Origin of the sequence: Amycolatopsis sp. lyj-109 (genome assembly GCF_046548995.1) — a bacterium.
Classification (GTDB): Bacteria; Actinomycetota; Actinomycetes; order Mycobacteriales; family Pseudonocardiaceae; genus Amycolatopsis.
The window spans coordinates 90,050-111,109 of record NZ_JAJPWR010000008.1 but is presented as its reverse complement, the minus strand read 5'-3'; the positions used below and the strand labels follow the sequence as shown (position 1 = coordinate 111,109).

General features: G+C 70.4%; 26 protein-coding genes. 16 read left to right on the top strand and 10 right to left on the bottom strand.

Annotated elements, in window-relative coordinates; all coding sequences use genetic code 11:
• Positions 1–10: 10 nt before the first annotated feature.
• Positions 11–1,255 (top strand): GrpB family protein, encoded by a 1,245-nt coding sequence (locus ACLJQF_RS19615; protein ID WP_410610520.1) that lies wholly within the window; start codon positions 11–13, stop codon positions 1,253–1,255.
• On the opposite strand, the gene ACLJQF_RS19610 is transcribed toward ACLJQF_RS19615, so the two are convergent.
• Together ACLJQF_RS19610 and ACLJQF_RS19605 are read right to left on the bottom strand one after the other, a co-directional pair.
• Positions 1,242–1,901 (bottom strand): TetR family transcriptional regulator, encoded by a 660-nt coding sequence (locus ACLJQF_RS19610; RefSeq protein ID WP_410610518.1) that lies wholly within the window; start codon positions 1,899–1,901, stop codon positions 1,242–1,244. The two genes, ACLJQF_RS19615 and ACLJQF_RS19610, sit on opposite strands and share 14 nt — an antisense overlap.
• Positions 1,902–1,920: 19 nt before the next feature.
• The gene (locus ACLJQF_RS19605; protein WP_410610517.1) at positions 1,921–2,334 is read right to left on the bottom strand and encodes a hypothetical protein; all 414 of its coding nucleotides are present in this window, start codon (positions 2,332–2,334) and stop codon (positions 1,921–1,923) included.
• Positions 2,335–2,468: 134 nt separating this feature from the next.
• Here ACLJQF_RS19605 and ACLJQF_RS19600 point away from each other — a divergent pair, with 134 nt between their 5' ends.
• Complete coding sequence (locus ACLJQF_RS19600) at positions 2,469–3,656, top strand: endonuclease/exonuclease/phosphatase family protein (protein ID WP_410610515.1); 1,188 nt, start codon at positions 2,469–2,471, stop codon at positions 3,654–3,656.
• On the opposite strand, the gene ACLJQF_RS19595 is transcribed toward ACLJQF_RS19600, so the two are convergent.
• Entirely contained in the window at positions 3,653–4,912 is a 1,260-nt protein-coding gene (locus ACLJQF_RS19595; protein WP_410610514.1) for a hypothetical protein, read from the bottom strand. The genes ACLJQF_RS19600 and ACLJQF_RS19595 overlap by 4 nt on opposite strands.
• A 62-nt stretch (positions 4,913–4,974) precedes the next feature.
• Between ACLJQF_RS19595 and ACLJQF_RS19590 the strand changes: the two genes are divergently transcribed.
• Together ACLJQF_RS19590 and ACLJQF_RS19585 are read left to right on the top strand one after the other, a co-directional pair.
• Positions 4,975–5,520: a helix-turn-helix domain-containing protein gene (locus tag ACLJQF_RS19590; protein WP_410610512.1), complete on the top strand. Its 546-nt coding sequence runs from the start codon at positions 4,975–4,977 to the stop codon at positions 5,518–5,520.
• A 19-nt stretch (positions 5,521–5,539) separates the two neighbouring features.
• Entirely contained in the window at positions 5,540–6,472 is a 933-nt protein-coding gene (locus tag ACLJQF_RS19585) for a D-2-hydroxyacid dehydrogenase family protein (RefSeq protein ID WP_410610511.1), read from the top strand.
• Positions 6,473–6,556: 84 nt separating this feature from the next.
• Here the strand turns inward: ACLJQF_RS19585 and ACLJQF_RS19580 are convergent, their stop codons facing one another.
• Positions 6,557–7,378, bottom strand: a complete 822-nt coding sequence (locus ACLJQF_RS19580; protein WP_410610509.1) for a serine hydrolase domain-containing protein — start codon at positions 7,376–7,378, stop codon at positions 6,557–6,559.
• Between the two features lie 78 nt (positions 7,379–7,456).
• The gene (locus ACLJQF_RS19575) at positions 7,457–8,485 is read right to left on the bottom strand and encodes a helix-turn-helix transcriptional regulator (protein ID WP_410610508.1); all 1,029 of its coding nucleotides are present in this window, start codon (positions 8,483–8,485) and stop codon (positions 7,457–7,459) included.
• 293 nt (positions 8,486–8,778) lie between these two features.
• Between ACLJQF_RS19575 and ACLJQF_RS19570 the strand changes: the two genes are divergently transcribed.
• A complete protein-coding gene (locus ACLJQF_RS19570) occupies positions 8,779–9,060 on the top strand; it encodes a hypothetical protein (protein WP_410610506.1) in 282 nt (93 codons plus the stop codon).
• Positions 9,061–9,134: 74 nt separating this feature from the next.
• Here ACLJQF_RS19570 and ACLJQF_RS19565 read toward each other — a convergent pair whose 3' ends face one another.
• Positions 9,135–9,578, bottom strand: a complete 444-nt coding sequence (locus tag ACLJQF_RS19565; RefSeq protein ID WP_410610505.1) for a hypothetical protein — start codon at positions 9,576–9,578, stop codon at positions 9,135–9,137.
• 285 nt (positions 9,579–9,863) lie between these two features.
• Here ACLJQF_RS19565 and ACLJQF_RS19560 point away from each other — a divergent pair, with 285 nt between their 5' ends.
• Complete coding sequence (locus ACLJQF_RS19560; RefSeq protein WP_410610503.1) at positions 9,864–11,081, top strand: glycosyltransferase; 1,218 nt, start codon at positions 9,864–9,866, stop codon at positions 11,079–11,081.
• Positions 11,082–11,161: 80 nt separating this feature from the next.
• On the opposite strand, the gene ACLJQF_RS19555 is transcribed toward ACLJQF_RS19560, so the two are convergent.
• Genes ACLJQF_RS19555 through ACLJQF_RS19545 form a run of 3 tightly spaced genes read right to left on the bottom strand, consistent with a single transcriptional unit; the run spans position 11,162 to position 13,493 of the window.
• Positions 11,162–11,428, bottom strand: a complete 267-nt coding sequence (locus ACLJQF_RS19555; protein ID WP_103335999.1) for an HPr family phosphocarrier protein — start codon at positions 11,426–11,428, stop codon at positions 11,162–11,164.
• 38 nt (positions 11,429–11,466) lie between these two features.
• A complete protein-coding gene (locus ACLJQF_RS19550) occupies positions 11,467–12,708 on the bottom strand; it encodes a PTS transporter subunit EIIC (protein WP_410610501.1) in 1,242 nt (413 codons plus the stop codon).
• Positions 12,705–13,493, bottom strand: coding sequence for a GntR family transcriptional regulator (locus ACLJQF_RS19545; RefSeq protein ID WP_410610500.1), 789 nt, complete (start codon positions 13,491–13,493; stop codon positions 12,705–12,707). Before ACLJQF_RS19545 ends, ACLJQF_RS19550 begins: the two co-directional genes overlap by 4 nt.
• A gap of 243 nt (positions 13,494–13,736) precedes the next feature.
• On the opposite strand from ACLJQF_RS19545, the gene ACLJQF_RS19540 reads away from it, so the two are divergent.
• Complete coding sequence (locus tag ACLJQF_RS19540; RefSeq protein WP_167384636.1) at positions 13,737–13,976, top strand: glucose PTS transporter subunit EIIB; 240 nt, start codon at positions 13,737–13,739, stop codon at positions 13,974–13,976.
• Positions 13,973–14,428, top strand: coding sequence for a PTS glucose transporter subunit IIA (locus ACLJQF_RS19535; RefSeq protein ID WP_410610499.1), 456 nt, complete (start codon positions 13,973–13,975; stop codon positions 14,426–14,428). The genes ACLJQF_RS19540 and ACLJQF_RS19535 overlap by 4 nt, the downstream gene beginning before the upstream one ends.
• Positions 14,429–14,501: 73 nt before the next feature.
• Here ACLJQF_RS19535 and ACLJQF_RS19530 read toward each other — a convergent pair whose 3' ends face one another.
• Positions 14,502–14,939 carry a ubiquinol-cytochrome c reductase iron-sulfur subunit gene (locus ACLJQF_RS19530; RefSeq protein WP_360183497.1) on the bottom strand — a complete coding sequence of 146 codons (438 nt, stop codon included), beginning with the start codon at positions 14,937–14,939 and terminating at the stop codon, positions 14,502–14,504.
• Positions 14,940–15,044: 105 nt separating this feature from the next.
• On the opposite strand from ACLJQF_RS19530, the gene ACLJQF_RS19525 reads away from it, so the two are divergent.
• The 8 genes from ACLJQF_RS19525 (at position 15,045) to ACLJQF_RS19490 (ending at position 21,007) form a co-directional block, all read left to right on the top strand.
• The gene (locus ACLJQF_RS19525; RefSeq protein ID WP_410610497.1) at positions 15,045–15,413 is read left to right on the top strand and encodes a hypothetical protein; all 369 of its coding nucleotides are present in this window, start codon (positions 15,045–15,047) and stop codon (positions 15,411–15,413) included.
• A gap of 10 nt (positions 15,414–15,423) precedes the next feature.
• Positions 15,424–15,936 (top strand): sigma-70 family RNA polymerase sigma factor, encoded by a 513-nt coding sequence (locus ACLJQF_RS19520; protein ID WP_410610496.1) that lies wholly within the window; start codon positions 15,424–15,426, stop codon positions 15,934–15,936.
• Positions 15,933–16,580, top strand: a complete 648-nt coding sequence (locus tag ACLJQF_RS19515) for an anti-sigma factor family protein (RefSeq protein WP_410610494.1) — start codon at positions 15,933–15,935, stop codon at positions 16,578–16,580. The genes ACLJQF_RS19520 and ACLJQF_RS19515 overlap by 4 nt, the downstream gene beginning before the upstream one ends.
• Before the next feature lie 251 nt (positions 16,581–16,831).
• Entirely contained in the window at positions 16,832–18,019 is a 1,188-nt protein-coding gene (gene aroC / locus ACLJQF_RS19510) for a chorismate synthase (RefSeq protein WP_410610493.1), read from the top strand.
• Complete coding sequence (locus ACLJQF_RS19505; RefSeq protein WP_410610491.1) at positions 18,016–18,540, top strand: shikimate kinase; 525 nt, start codon at positions 18,016–18,018, stop codon at positions 18,538–18,540. Before aroC ends, ACLJQF_RS19505 begins: the two co-directional genes overlap by 4 nt.
• 9 nt (positions 18,541–18,549) lie before the next feature.
• Positions 18,550–19,674: a 3-dehydroquinate synthase gene (gene aroB / locus ACLJQF_RS19500; protein ID WP_410610489.1), complete on the top strand. Its 1,125-nt coding sequence runs from the start codon at positions 18,550–18,552 to the stop codon at positions 19,672–19,674.
• Complete coding sequence (gene aroQ, locus ACLJQF_RS19495; RefSeq protein ID WP_410610488.1) at positions 19,671–20,102, top strand: type II 3-dehydroquinate dehydratase; 432 nt, start codon at positions 19,671–19,673, stop codon at positions 20,100–20,102. The genes aroB and aroQ overlap by 4 nt, the downstream gene beginning before the upstream one ends.
• The gene (locus tag ACLJQF_RS19490; RefSeq protein ID WP_410610487.1) at positions 20,099–21,007 is read left to right on the top strand and encodes a GNAT family N-acetyltransferase; all 909 of its coding nucleotides are present in this window, start codon (positions 20,099–20,101) and stop codon (positions 21,005–21,007) included. The genes aroQ and ACLJQF_RS19490 overlap by 4 nt, the downstream gene beginning before the upstream one ends.
• Positions 21,008–21,060: the final 53 nt, after the last annotated feature.

The following is a 21,060-nucleotide window of genomic DNA, read 5'->3' as shown; positions in this document are numbered from 1 at the left end:
GTCTACCGGAATGACCAGCCAAGAAGCGTTGAGCGACGAAGAGGTCCAGGGGGTCTGGGTCGGCGAAGCGCCGAAGCTCAACTCGACCGTCACGCTCGCCGACTACGACCCGGAGTGGCCGAAGCTCTTCGCACGCGAAGCCGAGCGCATCTGCGGCATCCTGGGGGAGCGGGTGCTCGTGCTCGAGCACGTCGGCTCGACGTCGGTACCCGGCCTGTGCGCCAAGCCGATCGTCGACATCCTCCTGGAAGTCCCGGACTCCGACGACGAGGACGCCTACGTCCCGGCGCTGGAGGCGGCGGGCTACCGGCTCGTCATCCGCGAGCCGGACTGGGAGAAGCACCGCTGCTTCAAGGGCCCGGACACGGACATCAACCTGCACGTCTACTCGCCGGGCAACGGCCAGACCCCGCGGTACCGCCTCTTCCGCGACCGCCTGCGTTCGCACCCGGAGGAGCTGGAGCTGTACGCGGCGAAGAAGCGTGAACTCGCCGGGAAGACGTGGAAGTACATCCAGAACTACGCCGACGCCAAGACGGAGGTGGTCGAGGAGATCCTCGGCCGCGCGCGGGCCGAGCAGTACGACGCCCACAGCGAGGCCTACGCCGAGCACGCGGAGAAGTCCGTCACCAACGCCCTCTACGACCGGCCGGCGATCCTCGAGCTGGCCGGGGCCGTCGACGGGCTGAGCGTGCTGGACGTCGGCTGCGCGGCCGGGCACCTGAGCGCGCTGCTGGCCGAGCGCGGTGCCGACGTCCTCGGCGTCGACTCCAGCGCGGGGATGATCGCCGTCGCGCGCCGCAAGTTCGGCGACGTCGCCCGCTTCGAGGTCGCCGACATCGCCCGGCCCCTGGACCTGCCGGACGGCTCGATCGACGTCATCACGGCGTCGCTCGTGCTGCACTACCTGGCGGACTGGGGACCGGCGCTGGCGGAGTTCCGCCGGGTGCTCAAACCCGGTGGGGCGCTGGTGTTCTCGGTGCACCACCCGGGCGAGGACTGGCGGTGGTTCGGCAAGGAGAACTACTTCGAGCTCGAGCTGCTGGAGGACGAGTTCCCGCCCGGCACCGTGGTGCGCTTCCACCGGCGCCCGCTGAGCTGGACGTTCCAGGCGGTCCGCGACGCGGGCTTCGCGGTGGACCGCCTGGTGGAGCCGATGCCGGTCCCGGAGGCCGAGGCCGCCGATCCGAAGTGGGCGGCGAACCTGCGGACCAAGCCGCGGTTCCTGTACTTCCGGGCGGTCAGTCCCGCCTAGCCAGCTCCTGGATCAGGTCGACGATCTCCCGGCTGACCGGGCGGAACACCCGCAGCCGGGAGAGCGCGGCCAGCCGGGCCAGCAGCGGCACGCTGCGCTCGACCAGCAGCCGGCTGCGTTTCGTGCCGGCCGAGCGGTCGTGGACCCAGAACAGCACCACGCCCATCTGGTAGAGCCAGAGCAGCTCCGGCAGTTGTTCGCGCAGCTCCGGGTCGAGCTTGACGTCGGAGCCTTCGACGACCTCGCGCATGAGGCCGATCGACGCCTCGCGGGCGGCCGAGGAGTCGTCGCTGAACGGGCTCAGCGGCGACTCCGGGTCGGCCGCGTTGACGAAGAACTGCGTGCCGAAGCGGTGGTAGGGCTCGGCGACGTCGAGCCAGCACAGCAGCACCGCCTTGAGGCGGGCCGCGAAGCCGGTCTCGCCGGCCAGCAGCGGCCTGGCCGCCGCCAGGTGCTGCCCCGACATCTCGTCGTAGAAGCCCTGGACCAGCTGTTCCTTCGACGAGAAGTAGTAGTAGGCGTTCCCGACGGAGACACCCGCTTCGGCGGCGATCGCGCGCATCGTCGTGCGGTCGTAGCCGTTCTCGGTGAACAGCCGCATCGCGGTCGTGACGATCAGGGACCGCGTTTCCTCGCTCTTGGCCACGCGCTGCACGTTAGCGGCGTCAGGGCTGCGGGAAGGGCGGGGCCTGCGGCACGCCGGGGTAGGGAACCGGCAGCGGCATGGGCTTCGGGGCCAGGTGGCGGCGCCGGATGCCGTTGAAGACCAGGACGTTGAACAGGTGCATCACGCCGAGGACGAGCGCCACCGTGCCGATCTTGACCGACAGCATCTCGAACACGTCGCGGGCGGTGACGACGTAGCTGTTGCTGGTCAGGAAGAGCGTCACGAAGCCGAGGCTGATCAGGTAGAAGCCGACGACCAGCAGCTGGTTGACGGCGTTGGCCAGGCCGGGGCTCTCGGTGAAGACCTCGGTGAGGAAGGTGCGGCCGTGCTTGCTCAGCGTCCGGGCGACGAGCACCGTCAGCGGGATGCTGATCAGCAGGTAGAGGGCGTAGGCGAGGACTATCCGGTCCATGGTTCCTCCTTGTTTTGAACGTGTTCAAGAAGGACGGTAGCGCTGTTTTTGAACGTGTTCAAGAGGGCTGCGTCACGTCGGACGTTCACCTGGTGCTCACCCGGACGGGCGGAATCCGGAATAGGGTGACCGCCGTGAAACGCATCGCCGCCGGGCTGACGGCTGCCGCGCTCGTAGCGCTCTTCGTGCCCGCCACCGCCGACGCCGGTTACGGCCGCAGCGTCCGCTTCGCCACCTTCAACGCCTCGCTGAACCGCGCCACCGCCGGGCAGCTCGTCACCGACCTGTCCACGCCGGCCAACGCCCAGGCGCAGGAGGTCGCCGAGGTGATCCAGCGCAACCGCGCGGACGTCCAGCTGATCAACGAGTTCGACTACGCGCCCGGCAACGCGGCCGCCGACCTGTTCCGGAAGAACTACCTGGCGATCGGCCAACGCGGCGCGCAGCCCATCGACTACCCGTACGCCTACACCGCGCCGGTCAACACGGGCGTGCCGACCGGCTTCGACCTCGACCGCAGCGGCACGGTCGGCGGCGGCAACGACGCCCAGGGCTTCGGTGTCTTCGAAGGCCAGTACGGGCTGCTCGTGCTGTCGAAGTACCCGATCGACCTCGCGCACGTGCGGACGTTCCAGCACTTCCGGTGGAAGGACATGCCGGGCGCGCTGCTGCCCGATGACCCGGCCACGCCGGCGCCGCACGACTGGTACAGCCCCGCGGAGCTGAACGTGCTGCGGCTGTCGTCGAAGTCGCACTGGGACCTGCCGCTGCAGATCGGCCGCTCGACCGTGCACTTCCTGGTCTCGCACCCGACGCCGCCGAGCTTCGACGGCCCGGAGGACCGCAACGGCACCCGCAACAACGACGAGATCCGGTTCTGGGCCGACTACGTGACGCCCGGCAAGGGCGGCTACCTCTACGACGACCGTGGCCACCGCGGCGGCCTGGGCGCGGCCGAGCGGTTCGTGATCGCGGGCGACAACAACTCCGACCCCCTGGATGGTGACAGCGTCCCCGGCGCCATCGACCGGCTGCTGCACGCCCGGCGCGTCATCGAGACGTACCCGGGCAGCCAGGGCGCGGTGCTCGCCGCCCAGGCCCAGGGCGGCGCGAACGTCGGCCAGAAGAGCGACCCGTACTTCGACACCGGCGACTTCAACGACGTCGCGCCGGGCAACCTGCGGACGGATTACGTGCTGCCGTCCAAGGGGCTGCTGCCGTGGTGTGCCGAGGTGTTCTGGCCGGTGCCGTCCGACCCGCTGTCCCGGCTGAACGACGCCTCCGACCACCACCTGGTCCGGGTGGACGTGCTCGTCCCCTAGCGCGGCCTCGAAATCCAGTCCGCGATGTCGGTGACCACGGCCGGGTCGACGTGCTGCGGTGACTCGTACGCCGCGGGCGTGGAGGGTCCTTCGCCGCGGAAGAACAGGTGGTCGGCGGCGTCGTGGACGCGGATCGTGACGTCGGGCCGCTGTGCCAGGCTCGCCTGCCAGCGCGCGAGATCGTCGGCCACGGTCACCTGGTAGTCGCGGCCGCCCTGCAGGATGAGCATCGGCTTGTCCAGCGCGGCGGCGGTCGCGACCGGGTCGTAGTCACGCAGGTCCAGCCAGTACGAGGCCGGCCAGCCGAACAGCAGGTCCGCCGCCGGGGTCGCGGGTGACAGGCCGGGGTTCTCGACGAGCGCCGCCTGTCGCGCGATCGACTCGGCGGCCGCCGTGGTGGCCGGTCCGGGGTCCAGTTCGGCCAGGTAGCGGGCGACCCGGACGGCCGCCCGGCTCAGCGGCACCGTGTCGCCGGCCAAGCTCACCACGCCGGCGACCGACGGCTCGGCGGTCGCGACCCGGGGAGCCGCCTTGCCGCCACCGCTGAGTCCCAGGACGAACACCCGTGCCGGGTCCACGTCCGGCTGCTGCTGGAGCAGGCGGACGGCAGCGACCGCGTGGGGCACGTACTCGTCGACCATCGTGAAGCCGGGTTCGGAACCGGCCCCGGGGTGGACGTGGGTCACCTTGTCGAACCGGGCCACCGCCACGCCGTGGGAGGCCAGCCCCCACGCCAGGTCCTTGAACGGCTTGTTGGGCCCGGTCGTCAAGTCGCGGTCCGCCGGCCCCGACGTGAGCAGCACCAGTCCCGGCCACGGGCCGGACCCCCGGGGAAGGGTGATCGTGCCCGGCACCGAGAGCGGGCCGGAGCCGACGGTGACCTCCTGCTCGGTGCACCGGTCCGGCTCGGCGTAGGGCGGCGGCTCCCACGACGTGCCGGTCGGCGGCGCGAGCCGGAGACCGTGCAGCAGGCCGGCGTCGTCGATCGACATGATCACCGTGAGGCCCCCGCGCTCGCAGGTCACCGGGACGCTCACCCGGATCAGCCCCGCCTTGGCAGGCTCGCGCACCGGGCCGCCGACCGCCCGGACCGGCCCGGCCTTGGCGATCTCCGTCTCCCAGCCGACCCGGAGCGTCGCGGCCGACGCCGCCGCCCGCAGCCGCGGCGCGAACCGCTCCTCGGCGTCCGCAAAACGTCCCGCTGTCACCATGTCGACGACCGCCAGAGCGACCGCCGCCGGATCCGTGCCCGCCATCATCCCCACCCCCACCGTTCTCGGATTTTGCGAACGGTATCACGCCATGAGATCATTGAGTAGTGGACACCTTGGAACTGCTGGGGCATCCGGTGCGGCTGCGGATCGTGCACGCCATGCGTGGCGAACGGACGCTCACCACCGCCCAGCTCGGCGCGCTGCTGCCGGACGTCTCGAAAGCGATGCTCTACCGGCACGTCGACCTGCTCGCCGCCGGTGGAGTCCTGGAGGTGGCCGGCGAACGCCGGGTCCGCGGCGCGGTCGAGCGCCACTACCGGTTGCGCCGGGACCGGGCGTCCATCGACTCCGACACGGCCGCGTCGATGTCGGCCGAGGATCACCGGCGCGGGTTCGCCGTGGCGGTCGCGGCCCTGGTCGCCGAGTTCAACGCCTACCTCGACCGCGACGGCACCGACCCGTCGGCCGACCCCGTCGCCTACCGGCAGCACGCGATCTGGCTGAGCCGGGACGAACTCGTCGCGATGGTCGGCGAGCTGCGTGCCGCGATCCTCCCGCGACTGGCCAACCCGGCCGGCCCCGACCGCACGCGGTACCTGCTCAGCCCGATCCTCTTCCCCGGCGAGCCACCCGCTGCCGACCCTGGCTGAGCCCCACTACGGTGAGGCCATGCGGATCGCGATTCTCGACGACTACCAGAACGTCGCCCTCACCTTCGGTGACTGGGACTCGCTGAAGGCCGACATCACGGTCTTCACCGAGCCCCTGACCGACGTCGTGAAGCAGCTGCAGGGCTTCGAAGCGGTGGTCGCGATGCGCGAGCGCACCCGGTTCCCCGCCGAGGTGCTCGACGCCCTCCCGGACCTGAAGCTGCTGGTCAGCACGGGCAAGCGGAACGCGGCCATCGACGTGCCGGCCGCGCGGCGCACCGGCGTCGTGGTGTCCGCCACCGGCTACCTCGGGGAGCCGACCGCCGAGCACACCTGGGCGCTGATCCTGGCCGCGTCGCGGAACCTGCCGCAGGAGTTCCGGTCCATGCGCGAGGGCGGCTGGCAGACCGGTGTCGGCACCATGCTGCACGGCAAGACGCTCGGCCTGCTCGGCCTGGGCAGGCTCGGCGCGGGCGCGGCCAAGATCGGCCAGGTCTTCGGGATGGAGACCATCGCCTGGAGCCAGAACCTGACGCAGGAGAAGGCGGACCCGCACGGTGTCACCGCGGTGACCAAGGACGAGCTGTTCGCGCGGTCGGACGTGCTGTCCGTCCACCTGGTGCTCGGCGAGCGCACCCGCGGCCTGGTCGGCGCGGCCGAGCTCGCCGCGATGAAGCCGAGCGCGCTGCTGGTGAACACCTCGCGCGGCCCGATCGTCGACGAAGCCGCGCTGGTGGACGCGTTGCGGCGCAAGGAGATCCGCGCCGCCGCGCTGGACGTCTACGACACCGAGCCGTTCCCCGCCGACCATCCGCTGAGGACACTCGACAACGCGGTCCTGACGCCGCACATCGGCTTCGTCACCCGGGAGGTCTACGAGATCTTCTACGGCGACGCGGTCGAGGACATCGCGGCCTACCAGGCGGGATCGCCGATCCGCGTCATGGACTGAAGAAGGTGTGCGGCCCGGCCGCCCGAAGTTCGTGAAGGCCACCTTGAGGAACTTCAACTTCCTCAAGGTGGCCTTCACGAACTTCTACTTGACCGCGCCCAGGTCCGCCAGGACGGCGTCGGTGTAGCGCGGCCAGACCTCGGCGGCCCACGGGCCGAACGCGCGGTCGGTCAGTGCGACGCAGGCCGCGCCCGCGTCCGGGTCGACCCACAGGAACGTGCCCGACTGGCCGAAGTGGCCGAACGTCCGCGGCGAGCTGGTCGCGCCCGTCCAGTGCGGGCTCTTGTGGTCGCGGATTTCGAAGCCGAGGCCCCAGTCGTTGGGCTTCTGGTGCCCGAAACCGGGCAGCACGCCGGAAAGCCCGGGGAACACGACGTTCGTCGCTTCCGCAACGGTGGCCGGATCCAGCAGCTTCGGTGCCTGCAGCTCGGCGGCGAAGGCCACCAGGTCGTCCACAGTAGACACCGCGCCGGAGGCGGGCGACCCGTCCAGCGCGGTCGACGTCATGCCGAGCGGGGCGAACAGCGCCTCGGCCTGGTACTGCGCGAACGGGATGCCGGAGTGCTCGGCCAGCGCGTCGGCCAGCTGCTCGAACCCGGCGTTGGAGTACAGCCGCCGCGTGCCCGGCGCGGCCATCGCCTGGTGCGCGTCGAAAGCGAGCCCGGAGGTGTGGGCGAGCAGGTGCCGCACGGTCGAGCCCTCGGGCCCGGCCGGCGTGTCGAGCTCGACGACGCCCTCTTCGATCGCGATGAGCGCGGCGTAGGCGGTCAGCGGCTTGGACACCGAGGCCAGCCGGAACCTCCGCGCGGTGTCGCCGTGGCTGCCTGCCACGGTGCCGTCCGTCGTCACCACGGCCGTCGCGGCGTTGTCCACCGGCCACTCGTCGATCAGGCGCACGCTCTCCATGCGCCCACCCTACGAAACGCCGTCCCGCGCCGGCCTCCGGCCCCGAGGTAGGCCGGGTTCGGCGCCCGGCTCACTCCTTCAGGCGAGCCAACCCCGCTCGGCTGCGCGCATTCCGGCCTCGAAACGGCTCTTGGCGCTGAGACGTTCCATGAGACCGGCCATGGTCCGGCGGACGGTGCGCAGCGAAACACCGAGCCGGCGGCCGGCCATTTCATCGGTCAGTCCTTGTGAGAGCAGCGCCAGCAGTTCCCGCTCCTGACCGGTCACCCCCGCGTCGTCTCGCGGTGGTTCCGTGCCGAACGGGATGGCGCTCAGCCACAGGTGTTCGAAGAAGGCCGTGAGCATCTGGACCACGCTGCGCGTCGTGAGCTCGATGGCGCCGGCCCGGCTGTGCCCAGTATCCAGCGGGAGCAGCGCGACTTCCCGGTCGACCACGAGCAGCCGCGCGGGCAGTGTCGGTCTGGTCCGGACCTCTCCGCCGCGGCTGGTGAGCCAGTTCGCGTACCTGCACGTCGGTGGGTCGTTGCGAAGGCTGTCCAGGTAGATCGTCCGGACGGCCACGCCGCGGTCGAGCGCGGCGTCGTTCAACGGGCCGCCGGCGGCGATGCTCTCGGGTGTCTGGGCGCCGGCGGGGATGAACGAGAGACATTCGGTGGTCGCCTGGTGGGCCAGCACCTCGATCCGGCTCTGGATCTCGTCGATGCCGATCAGCTGGTCGATTTCCATGCGTGGCGCAGTGGTCTGCAGGGTGGCGATCAGTTCGGACACCGCCGCGTGACTTTCGGTGAGTTCTTGCTGGCTGCGGTGCAGTTCCACCTGACGGCCCCGAATCAGCGACAACAGCCCGAATTCCGGGTCGACCGGGCGCAGTGACCCGGGATTCTCCAGCGACTGCCGCACGAGGGCGAGATCGGCCAGCCTGTCCAGCGCGGCGCGGACGTCCGACTCGGGCAGCTCCAAGGCGCCGGCTATCTCGCCGACATTCCAGTCACGGTGGACGATCATGGTCCGGTAAACCGTCTCGGCGGTGCTGTCGACCCCGAATGGCTTCAACATCAATCGAGCTACCCTCCCCGGTAGTCGGACTGTTGCGCCCATGGTGATCATACCTCCGCGACGGCGGGGGTTGTCAACGAAATCATGATCGCGTGGGGAAGTCCCGTCCTGGCACGAAGGTGCGCGGGTGGTTCGTGCCATCCCCGATCCCTTCCGTACGCCGTGTCCGTGCGCAAAGCTCTGTTCAAGCTCGACAGCGATGAAATAGGGGGACGGATGAAAAAAACTCATTGCCCGAACAATGGGACGGTTGCGGTAAACGGCCCGGGCGGCTTCGACTGGGATGCGACGGTTCCGGTGCCCGGGAGGTAAGCCGGCCGGGAAGGCGAGGGCGCCGCATGTACATGACCACCGTTGCGCTGGCCGCGACGGAGGGCGCCCCGCGGCGCCGGCTCGACTCGAACCTCGTGGTCGATCTGCTATGGGCGCTGGCCGTGCCGGAGTGGGGCATCCAGCACCTGCGCGTGGTCACGGGGCCGGGTCGCATCCGCCTGGTGGTTTTCTCCGTGGCGGCGGATGCGCGGTCGGGCGCGCTCGCCGGGAAATCGCTGTGTGAGAACGCGATCAGGTCCGCGCCGCAGTTGCGAGGCTGGTACGTCGAGCCGGGTGCCGCGACGGGCAGGTGACCCGTTCCGATTAGCCGGCCGCAGCGGGTGTGGGCGATGAACGGCCTATTTCATCGATTTTGTAGTCGCGCGTTTCATTGTTTTCGATGTGACGCGTCGTTCAGGGTGAAGTAATCAGTTCGGCTGGGCGTCGTCAGGTTGAGCACGCCGCGGGCGGCCATCGGTGTTCCCGTCGGCATTGGTGAAGCGCCAAGGGCTGAGCCTCGGCCCGGCCGCGTGCGAAAACGAAAACCGCACTCGACCACCAATTTTGTCACTGATTCCGGATATTTCAGGAGGGAAATCTGCATGAACGGTGAGCATTTGGCGTTTCTGGACGACATGGAAGCTGATCTGGAAGCCGTAAAATCCTGCAGTGTCGGCGAGTCCGGCTCGGGACGGGTGCGGGGCTCCAGGTTTGCTCGAGGGGCGGGCATGGTCGGCGCCACGCTCGCGGTGTGCCTTTCTTTTTCCGCATTGTTCGCGTCCACTGCGTCCGCCGGTACGGTTGCTGCCGCGCCTCGGTCGGTGAACAGCAATTGTGGGCAGCCGGATCCGATCCCGCGCGATCATTTCAAAGGGTGCGGATCCAACGGCTACTATCACTGGTATCGGGGTTCGTACACGGTCGGTACCGGTCCCAATGAGAGGAACTGCTACAAGTTCCTCAGTCAGCTTCGCGATCTGGGGTGCGGCCACGATCCCGGCCGTGCTACCACGGCATGTGAGTAAGACGGGCTGGCCCGGTAGAAGGTGATCGATGACCGTAGGTGCCGATCTCCCGTCTTGTGCGGGGTAGGCACCTACGGTGATCCCATGGGGGGATGGACGTGAACGACGGCCAGGTACATCCGAGCCGATGGATCCAGCGGCTCTTTCCGCCGCTCGCCCCGCTTGCCGTCATTGGCGCGCCGGTGACGTGCCCGGTGAGTGTTGTGGTTCTCGCCAAGGACGAGGAAAGGTGCGTCGCGCGTTGCCTGGATAGCTTGGTGGGCCTGGGATTGGACAAAGTCCTGGTCGTGGACACCGGTTCTGTGGACAAGACCACGGCCATCGTGGAGGAGTACCGGCGGCATGGCGTCCAGTTGGCCCGGGTGCCGTGGGCGGATTCTTTCTCCGAGGTTCGCAACTTCGCCATTGAGGCCGTCGGCACGGGCTGGGTGGTTTTCCTCGACGCTGATGAATGGATCGACAGGCGCTCCGCCGGACAGTTGCTCTCCTGTCTGGCATCGTTGAACGTTCTGCAAGGCCTGGACCATTTGGTTTTCGCGCCGATTATTCAGCACGTCGGCCGCGACCAGGTCATGGAGGATGTTCCCCGCATTTTCAGGGCGGACAGCCGCATTCGTTATAGAGGACCGGTGCACGAATACCCGGTGTGTGCCGGACCTGTGGACGAGCCGGTCGGCATGGTCAGCTTGAACCTCTTGTTCCACCATGACGGGTACGAGGAAGCGGTACTCGCCGAAAAGGACAAGAGAAGCCGCAATCTCCGGTTGCTGAACGTGGCGGGGAAAGCCGACCCGGACAACCCTCGGTGGCCGTACTTCATGGTTCGGGACGGGCTCCCCGTCCTTGATCGGGCGCGCATCCTGGACCTGTGCGGCACGTTGAAGGATCTGGTCGAGCGTGATCCCGAAACGGGCGACCGCCTGAAAGCCCGCCACTACTACCGCCGGGCGCTCTGCATCGCCTGTCAGGGTCTCGTGGTGATGGGCGACTGGGCGACGTTGCACGTCTACTGCGACGAACTGGATCGCGTCGATCGGTGCGACAGCCCGGACGCCCACTATTTTCGCTCGGTCGCCGGCCTGATCGGCGACGCGCTGACCGGCTCCGTCTTGTTGCGGACGATACGAATCCGCCGTGACGAGGAACTGATCTCGAACAGCGCTGTGGACAGATCGGGGCGACATCTCGATGCGCTGATCGCGGCTCTGCTCGACCGGTTCAAGAGCGCGTCGGACGCTCAACGTTACCGGGAATTGTGTGCGCCCTGGACCGACGAGATCTTCGAGTGTTCGAATCTGAGACTTCGGTAGGAACCGTGTTGCGGCACAAGAGCCGTGCGGGGTGTCGTGAAGAGACACCCCGCACGGCTCTTGTGGTTACCCTGCGCGGCCTACGCGTCGAGGTCGGTGGCGACCAGCTGGGCGACCGCTTCCACGGCCTCCTCGGCACCCTCGCCCTCGGCGCTGATGACGACCTCGTCGCCGTAGCCGGCGGCCAGTGTCATCAGGTTGAGCACGCTGCCGGCGGCCACCGGGTTCCCGCCGGCCTTGGCGATCTGCACCGCGACGGGCTGCGCCGCGGCCGCCTTCGCCACCAGCGCGGCCGGCCGGGCGTGCAGCCCCACCTTGCTGGCCACGGCGACGCGTTTCTCCGGCATGTTCGTCCTCTCGCTACGGGGTTTCGTCGGGTGCGATGTTACTTCGCGGCGGTTGCTTCGAGGTCCGACTCGACCGCGTCGTCCTCGCGGCCCGGTGTGCGCAGGTTCCACTTGGTGATCACGAAGCGGAACACCACGTAGTAGATCAGGGCGTACACGAGTCCGATGGGGATGAGCAACCAGGTCTTGGACGCCGCCGCGGCGCTCGAGTTCAAGGCGAAGTCCGTCGCCCCGGCCGAGAAGAAGAAGCTCAGATGGATGTCCAGCGCGTTGCAGATCGCCAGCGACAAGCCGGTCATGATCGCGTGGAAGATGTACAGCGGCCACGCCACGAACATGAACGAGAACTCGATCGGCTCGGTGATCCCGGTCAGGAACGAGGTCAGCGCCGCGGCGATCATGACACCGCCGACGACCTTCTTCTGTGCGGGCCGGGCGGTCTGCCAGATCGCGAGAGCCGCCGCGGGCAGGGCGAACATGAAAATCGGGAAGAACCCGGTGGTGAAGCCGCCCGCGTGCGGGTCGCCCAGCTTGAAGAAGTTGTTGATGTCACCGCCGTCGAAGATGAACCACACCGGCACGTTGATGAGCTGGTGCAGGCCGACCGGGATGAGCAGCCGGTTCAGCAGGCCGTAGATGCCGCCGCCGACGATGGTGTTGCTGGTGACCGCCTCGCCGACCGCCTGGATGCCGCTGTTCACGTACTTGAACAGGAGGCCGAAGATGACGCCCAGGATGAGCAGGACCACGGCGTTGATGATCGGCACGAACCGGCGGCCACCGAAGAAGGCGAGGTAGGCAGGCAGCTTGATCCGGTGGAACCGCTGCCACAGTACGGCGGTCACGAGACCGACCACGACACCGGCCAGGACGCTGTACGGCCAGTTGATGGGGTTGAGCTCGGTCGAGCCCGCCTTGTAGCCCGGCACGTCCTTCAGGGGGAAGATCGCCTGGATCACGCTGGTGAACACGAAGAAGCCGACGACCGCGGCCACCCCCGTCGAGCCGTCGCCCTTGCGGGCGAAACCGACCGCGATGCCGACGGCGAAGAGCAGCGGCAGCCAGTTGAACAGCGTGCCGCCGGCGGCGCCGAGGACGTCCGCGACCTTGTTCCAGCCCAGCCCCTTCGGACCGAGCAGATCTTCTTGCCCGAGGCGCAGCAGGATGCCTGCCGCCGGGAGCGTGGCGATGGGCAGCATGAGGCTACGGCCGAAGCGCTGAAGACCGGCGAGGCCTCCGCCGCCCTTCTTGGTCGCCCCTTCCGCGGTGGTGGAGCTCATCTGGATCCTCCATAGTGGGGTGGTTGACCGGGTTCCGGGGTGTTCCGGTCCAACTGCATGGTCACCTGGTAGTGATCTCCCCGGTACCAGGACGTGATGTCTTCGATCGGGTCGCCCTTGGCGCTGGAGACCCGCCGGAACACGAGCAGCGGGCTGCCGGCACGCATGCCCAGCAGCCGGGCCGTCTCGCGGTCCGCGCCTTCGGCCCAGACCGTCTGCCACGCCTGATCGGGACGCACACCGTACGTCTCGGCCAGCTGCGCGTAAATGGACTGGGTCAGGTCGAGCCCGAGCAGGCCGGGGGCCCGGCCCGCGTGGTACCAACCACGCTCGACGGCCAGTGGCACACCGTCGGCGTGGCGCAACCGCACCAGGTGGTGCGCGGACGTGCCCTCGGTCAGGCCGAGGGCGTGCGCCGAGGCGGTGGGCGGCACCGAGGTGGTCGCCGAGACCACCTCGGTCGTCGGGGTCAGCCCCCGCCTCCGCATGTCGTCGGTGAACGACATCAGGTAGAGCTGCAGCTCCATCCGCCGGGCCGCGGTGAACGTGCCTTTGCCGCGGACCCGGGCGAGCAGGCCCTCCTCGACCAGCTTGCCGATCGCCGACCGGACCGTGAGCCGCGACACGCCGTAGCGCTGGGCCAGCTCGCGTTCCGACGGGATCGGCGCACCCGGCGGGAGCTCGCGCTCCACCGTGCGGCGGAGGATTTCCCGCAGCTGGGCGTGCTTGGGCGTGGGCCCGTTGACGACCCGGTCGGGTGGCGGGACGTGCGCTGCCGCGCTCATCGGCGTCACCCTCCTCGTTCTCGCTTCACCGGGGGACCGGTGCTCGCGTCCGGCCCGGAACATTGGTACGTTCCGGTCTAGACCAATGATCTGATGGGGCAGGATGCTCCGCCGCGCGGACGGGTGTCAACCACCGTTATCCGTTCGTGGCCCGCGGCGGGGTGCATGCGGGCGAACGGCGTAGTACAGGTGGACACGCGGTTCGCGTCAGGTTGGCAACAAACAGTGATCAAGGAGACCGCGATGGCGGATGACAGGCCCGAAAAGATCCTCGCCGCACTCGGCGGCACGGAGAACCTCACCGAGATCGAGGGCTGCATCACGCGGCTGCGCTGCGAGGTCGAGGACATGAGCCTCGTCGACGAGGGCGCGCTCAAGAAGGCCGGCGCGATGGGCGTGGTCAAGATGGGGTCGACGGCCCTGCAGGTGATCGTCGGGCCGGAGGCGGACACCATCGCCAGCGACATCGAGGACCTGCTGTGACGTCCGACATCCTCAGCCCGGTCGCCGGGCGCGTGGTGCCGATCACCGAGGTCCCCGACCCGGTGTTCGCGCAGGCCATGGTGGGCCCGGGCATCGCGGTCCAGCCGTCGGGCGGGCGCTCGGACGCGGTCGCGCCGGTCGACGGCACGGTGGCGACGCTGCACCCGCACGCCTACGTCATCGCGACCGACGACGGCAAGGCCGTGCTGGTCCACCTCGGGATCGACACGGTCAAGGAAAAGGGCGAGGGCTTCACGCTGCACGTCGTCAAGGGCGAGCAGGTGCGGGCCGGCCAGCCGATCGTCAGCTGGGACCCGGAGGCGGTGACCGCGGCGGGCTACTCGGCTATCGTCCCGGTCGTCGCGCTCGACGCCTCGGCGGAGATTTTGTCCGGTTTGGACACCGAACGCGAGGTCGCCGCCGGCGACCGGCTGTTCGCCTGGGACGCCTGAGCTTTCTCCGGCACACGCGAACGGGCCCTGGTGGGCGGATGATCCACCAGGGCCCGTTCGCGCGTCCGGCTCGTCAGCCGGTGACGACCTTCCCGTTCTCGACCTTGACCGGCACCGACGGCAGCGGCTTGTTCGCCGGGCCCTGCTTGACCTCGCCGGTGAGCGCGTTGAACACCGAACCGTGGCACGGGCAGACCAGGTCGGCGCCCTTCGGGGTGACGGTGCAGCCCTGGTGCGTGCACACGGCGCTGAACGCGGCGCAGGCCGACTCGGACGTCCGGGCCACGATCACGTCGGAGCCGTCCGGGGCCTTCGCCGCCTTCGCCTGCCCGACCGGGACCTCGGCGAGCGCGACCAGCGGCGTCCCGGCGGCGATCGGGGCCTGCGCGGTGCCCGATTTGCCGTTCGATTCCGACGAGCAGGCGGTGAGTGCGACGGCGCCGACGGCGGCACCGGCGACGGCGGCACCGGTGGAGAGGACGGTGCGGCGGGAGTGCAGTTCGGCTGTCATGACCTAAAGAACGAGAGCGCCACCCGTTCGGTTCAATTCCCGGTGAACCGGATCGCCCCCTGTTCCGTGTATGTACCGGAGTGGGTGTGGAGTGGAGGAACGATCATGGTGAGTTGGGTTCTACGCATCGTCGTGGCGGCCGCGCTGCTCGGCTCGGCGGGCGTGCACTACTTCTTGTGGACGCAGGGCTACTCGGGCATCACCGGGACGCTGTTCCTGCTCGACGCGATCGCCGGGCTGGTGCTCGCGATCGCCGTCCTGGCCTGGCGGCACTGGCTGCCCGCGCTGGGTGCGGCCGGGTTCGGGGCGCTGACGCTCGGCGCGTACGTGCTGGCCGCGACGGTCGGGTTCATGGGGAACCACGACCAGTTCAACAGCCAGCCGGAGTACTGGGGTGTCATCACCGAGGCGATCTGCATCGTGGGTGGTCTCGCGCTGATATTCGTGAAGGACCGGCGCCGCACCGCGGTCTGAGGCATTGCCGGTGAAGGACGTGGCCGAAGAGGCGCTGATGCGCGCGCTGCACGAGGACCACGCGGCCGCGCTGTGGTCCTACGCCCTGCACCTGACCTCCGGTGACCGGATCCGGGCCGAGGACGTCGTCCAGGAGACGCTGCTGCGGGCCTGGCGGTCGCCGGCGGTGCTGGACCAGTCGCAGGGTTCGGCGCGGGCGTGGCTGTTCACGGTCGCCCGGCGGATCGCGATCGACGGCTGGCGGTCGGCGGCGGCGCGGTCGGAGGTGATGACCGACCGGCCACCGGACCGCGTGGTGGCCGACGGCACCGACCGTGCGGTGCAGGGCTGGCTGGTCGCCGAGGCGCTGGCCGAGCTGTCGGAACGGCACCGCGAGGTGCTGCTGCTGTGCTACTTCCAGGGCTATTCGGTCGCTGACGCGGCGCTGAAGCTGGGGGTGGCCGAAGGGACGGTCAAGTCGCGCACGCACTACGCGTTGCGCGCGCTCCGCCTGGTGCTCGAGGAGAGGGGAGTGACCCAGTGAGCGAAGACCCGTTCGCGACGTTCGACGCCGCGTACGTGCTCGGGGCGCTCGCCCCCGAGGACCGGCAGCGCTTCGAGGAGCACCTGCGCACGTGCGACCGGTGCGCGGCCTCGGTCCGCGAGCTGGCGGGGCTGCCCGGGCTGCTGGCCCGGGTGGACACGCCGGCTTCAATGCCCGACGCCGGTCCACCACCGCCGGACCTGCTGCCGGCGGTGCTCCGCCGCGTCCGGCGCGGCCGCCGGATCCGCTTCGCGGTGACCACGGGGTCGGCGGCGGTCGCGGTGGCGGCCTGCGTCGCACTGGGCGTGGTGGCTTGGCCGGCCCCGGCTCCGCCTGCTCCGCCCCCGTCGGTCGCGATGACGGCGCTGGGCCAGTTCCCGGTCCGCGCCGACGCCCGCCTGGCGGCGTTCGACTGGGGCACCCAGGTCGACATGTCGTGCAGCTACACGGGCGGCCGCAGCGGCGGCGAGTACGTCCTGATGGCGATCTCCCGCACCGGGGTGGAGACCCAGCTCGCGACCTGGAAGGCCCTCCCGGACAACACGGCCCGCCTTTCGATCGGCACGGCCCTGAAGACACCGGACCTCGCGGCCCTCGAGATCCGCCTGACGGACGGGCCCGCCCTGCTCCGGCTGACCCTCTGAGCCGGTGGCTCATCCGGGCCGCAGGGGGTCCCGGATGAGCCACCACCCACCCGTGATTGAGGAGCCGACACGGGCATGGCCGTCGTGTCGACCCCCTGATCACGCGTGTCGACCTTCCAATCACGCGAGTCGACGCTTCGATCACGCGTGTCGTCCCTCTGGGTACGCGCCGACCGTCCCGGCTCTTCTCCGGTGCGGGATGACCGGAGGCATTTCCCGGCCCGCGTCGCGCCCGTGACAGGATTGAGCCCATGTTGCGCTGGATCACCGCAGGTGAATCGCACGGACCCGCGCTGGCCGCCGTGCTCGAAGGCATGCCCGCGGGCGTCGCCGTCACCACCGCCGACGTCACCGAGCAGCTGGCCCGGCGCCGCCTCGGCTTCGGCCGCAGCCCGCGGATGGGCTTCGAGACCGACCACATCGAGTTCCTCGGCGGCGTCCGGCACGGCCTCACCCAGGGCGGCCCGGTCGCCGTGCAGATCGAGAACGCCGAGTGGCCCAAGTGGGAGCAGGTCATGGCGGCCGACCCGGTCGACCCCCAGATCCTCGACGGCCTCGCGCGCAACGAACCGCTCACCCGGCCCCGCCCCGGCCACGCGGACCTGCCCGGCATGCAGAAGTACGGCTTCGACGAGGCCCGTCCCGTCCTGGAGCGCGCGAGCGCCCGGGAGACGGCGTCGCGGACCGCGCTCGGCACCGTCGCGCGCAACTACCTCCAGCAGCTGCTCGGCGTCGAGATCCTCAGCCACGTCGTCTCGATCGGCGGTGCCGACGCGCCCGAGGGCCCGCTGCCCGTGGCCGCCGACCTCGCGGCCATCGACGAGAGCCCGGTGCGCGCCTTCAGCCAGGAGGGCACCGACGCGATGGTCGCCGAGGTCGACGCCGTCCGGAAGGCGGGCGACACCGTCGGCGGCGTGATCGAGGTCCTCGCCTACGGCCTCCCGCCGGGCCTCGGCTCCCACGTCCACTGGGACCGCCGGCTCGACGCTCGGCTCGCCGGTGCGCTGATGGGCGTCCAGGCGATGAAGGGCGTCGAGGTCGGCGACGGCTTCACGACCGCCCGTCGCTGGGGCAGCCAGGCGCACGACGAGATCGACCGCGGCACCGGCCCGGTCGGTGTCACCCGCCGGTCGAACCGCGCGGGCGGCCTGGAAGGCGGCATCACCAACGGCGAGCCGCTGCGCGTCCGCGTGGCCATGAAGCCGATCTCGACCGTCCCCAAAGCACTGTCCACAGTAGACGTCAGGACCGGCGAACCGGCCGTCGCCATCCACCAGCGATCGGACGTCTGCGCGGTGCCCCGCGCCGGGGTCGTGCTGGAGTCGGTGGTGGCGCTCGTCCTCGCCGACGCCGCGCTCGAGAAGTTCGGCGGCGACTCGCTCATCGAGAGCAAGCGCAACGCCGACGCGTACCTCAAGGCCCTCGAGGAGCGGTGGTGAGTCCTCGCGCGGTGGTCGTCGGCCCGCCCGGCTCGGGCAAGAGCACGGTCGGCCCGCTGCTGGCGACCGCGCTCGGCGTCACCTTCCGGGACAGTGACGACGACATCGTCGCGCGCACCGGGCGCAGCATCTCCGACATCTTCGCGGAAGACGGCGAACCCGCTTTCCGCGCGCTGGAAGAAGAAGCGGTGGCGACGGCGCTGGCGGAGCACGAGGGCGTGCTCTCCCTCGGCGGCGGCGCGCCGCTCACCCCGGGCACCCGGGCCCGGCTGGCCCGGCACGCCGTGGTGTTCCTCAACGTCGGCCTGGCGGCGGGGGTGCAGCGCACCGGCTTGTCGAGTGCGCGGCCGCTGCTGGCCGGGGTGAACCCCCGCGCCACCTTCAAGAAACTGCTCGACGAGCGGGTGCCCGTCTACCGCGAGGTCGCCACCGTCGAGATCGTCACCGACGACCGGACGCCCTCCGAGATCGTCGCGCACCTCGTGGCGGAGCTCGCCGCTCCCGCCGAAGCCAAGGAGTGAGTCACCCCCGTGTCTGATCCGGCGCAGTCTGATCCGGTGCGCATCCCGGTCGCCACCGCCCAGCCCTACGACGTCGTGGTCGGGCGCGGCCTGCTCGGCGACCTCGTCGAGCACCTGGCCGATGCTTCGAAGATCGCGCTGATCCACCCGCCGACGCTGGCCACCACGGCCGAGGCCATCCGCGACGAGCTGATCGCGGCGGGCCTCGACGCCCACAGCGTCGAGATCCCGGACGCCGAGGACGGCAAGGCGCTGTCCGTCGCGGGCTTCTGCTGGGAGGTGCTCGGCCGGATCGGGCTGGACCGCCGCGGTGCCGTGGTCGGCCTCGGCGGCGGTGCCGTCACCGACCTCGCCGGGTTCGTCGCGGGCACGTGGATGCGCGGCGTCCGGCTGGTCAACGTGCCGACGACGCTCCTCGGCATGGTCGACGCCTCGGTCGGCGGCAAGACCGGCATCAACACCGAGGCCGGCAAGAACCTCGTCGGGGTGTTCCACGAGCCGAGCGCGGTGTTCGTCGACCTCGCGACGCTGGAGACGCTCCCGAAGAACGAGCTCGTCGCCGGGATGGCCGAGGTCGTCAAGGCCGGCTTCATCGCCGACCCGCGGATCCTCGAGCTGATCGAGGCCGACCCCGCCGCCGCGCTCGACCCGGCCGGCGACGTCCTGGCCGAGCTGGTGCGCCGGTCCATCCGGGTCAAGGCCGACATCGTCGCCGCGGACCTGCGCGAGTCCGACCTGCGGGAGATCCTCAACTACGGCCACACCCTCGGCCACGCCATCGAGCGCCGCGAGCGGTACCGGTGGCGCCACGGCGCCGCGGTCAGCGTCGGCCTGGTGTTCGCCGCCGAGCTGGCGCGGCTGGCCGGGCGGCTTGACGACGCCACGGCCGAGCGCCACGCCGCCGTGCTGAAGCTGATCGGCCTGCCGACGACGTACGACGCCGACGCGCTGCCGCAGCTGCTGGAAACCATGAAGGGCGACAAGAAGACCCGCTCCGGTGCGCTGCGGTTCGTCGTCCTCGACGCGCTCGCCAAGCCCGGGCGGCTGGAGGGCCCGGACCCGGCGCTGCTCGCGGCCGCGTACTCGGCGATCGCGGCGGAGCCGTCTCGCGGCAGCGGGAGCGTGCTGCTGTGAAGGCGTTCGTGTTCAACGGCCCCAACCTCGGCCGGCTCGGCAAGCGCGAGCCGTCGGTCTACGGCTCGACCACGCACGACGACCTCGCGGCGCTGTGCGTGAAGACCGGCGACGAGCTGGGCATCGAGGTCGAGGTCCGGCAGACCGACCACGAGGGGGAGCTGGTCGGCTGGCTGCACGAAGCGGCCGACGGCGGGCACCCGGTGGTCCTCAACGCCGGCGCGTGGACGCACTACTCGATCGCGGTGCGCGACGCCGCGGCGCAGCTGACCGCGCCGCTGATCGAACTGCACATCTCGAACGTCCACCAGCGGGAGGCGTTCCGGCACCACAGCGTGCTGTCGGACATCGCGACGGCGGTGATCGCGGGCCTCGGCGTCGACGGCTACCCGCTCGCCCTGCGCTGGCTCGCCGCGCACCCGGGATGACCCGGCTGGCGACGCCACGGCTGACGCTGCGGCCGCTGACCGAGGCCGACCGCGAGGCCGTGGTGAAGGTGTTCGCCGACCCGGAGATGAGCCGGTTCTTCGCGGCGGACTTCTCCGACCCGGCCACGGCGAGCGCGATGGTGGATCGCCGCCTGGCCTACCGCGGCCCGGCCGGCCAGGGCCACTGGGTGATCGAGCGCGCCGGCGAGGTGATCGGTGTCGCGCACCTGCGGCCGTCGTCGGAGCTGCCGGGCGAGGTGCCCGAGCTGGGCTACTACGTCGCGAGCGCGCACGCCGGGCAGGGCCTGGCCACCGAGGCCGCCCGCGCACTGCTGGACCACGGCCTCGGCACGCTTGGGCTCCGGGCGGTGTGGGCGCTGGTCCACGAGCGGAACGCGGCGAGCCTGAAGGTGGCCGGGCGCCTGGGGTTCCTCGACGTCGGCAGCGGCGTGCACTACGGCGACCTGCACCGCGTGCTGGTCGCGCTGCCGGCGGCGCACGGGCGGCCGCACCACATCGAGCTGTGGGTGCCCGACCTCGCCGAAGCCGAGCGGAGCTGGGGCTGGCTGCTCGGCGAGCTCGGCTGGCGGGAGTTCCAGCGCTGGCCGGCGGGCGTCAGCTGGCGGTTCGGCGGGACGTACCTGGTGGTGGAGGCGTCACCGGCGCGGAGCGCGGCGGACCACGAGCGCACCCGGCCGGGCTTGAACCACCTGGCGCTGCACGTGGGCACGCGGGAGCAGGTCGACGACCTGGCGGCCCGCGCGACCGGCCACGGCTGGCAGCCGCTGTTCGCGGACCGGTACCCGCACGCGGGCGGCGACGCTCACTACGCGGCGTACCTGGAGAACGAGGCCGGGTTCGAGGTCGAGCTGGTCGCGGCGGAAGGGCCGCTCGCAGGCACCTGAGGCGGCCGGCTCGAGTCTCCGACGTCTTGAATGACTCATTCCTGGCGCCGGAC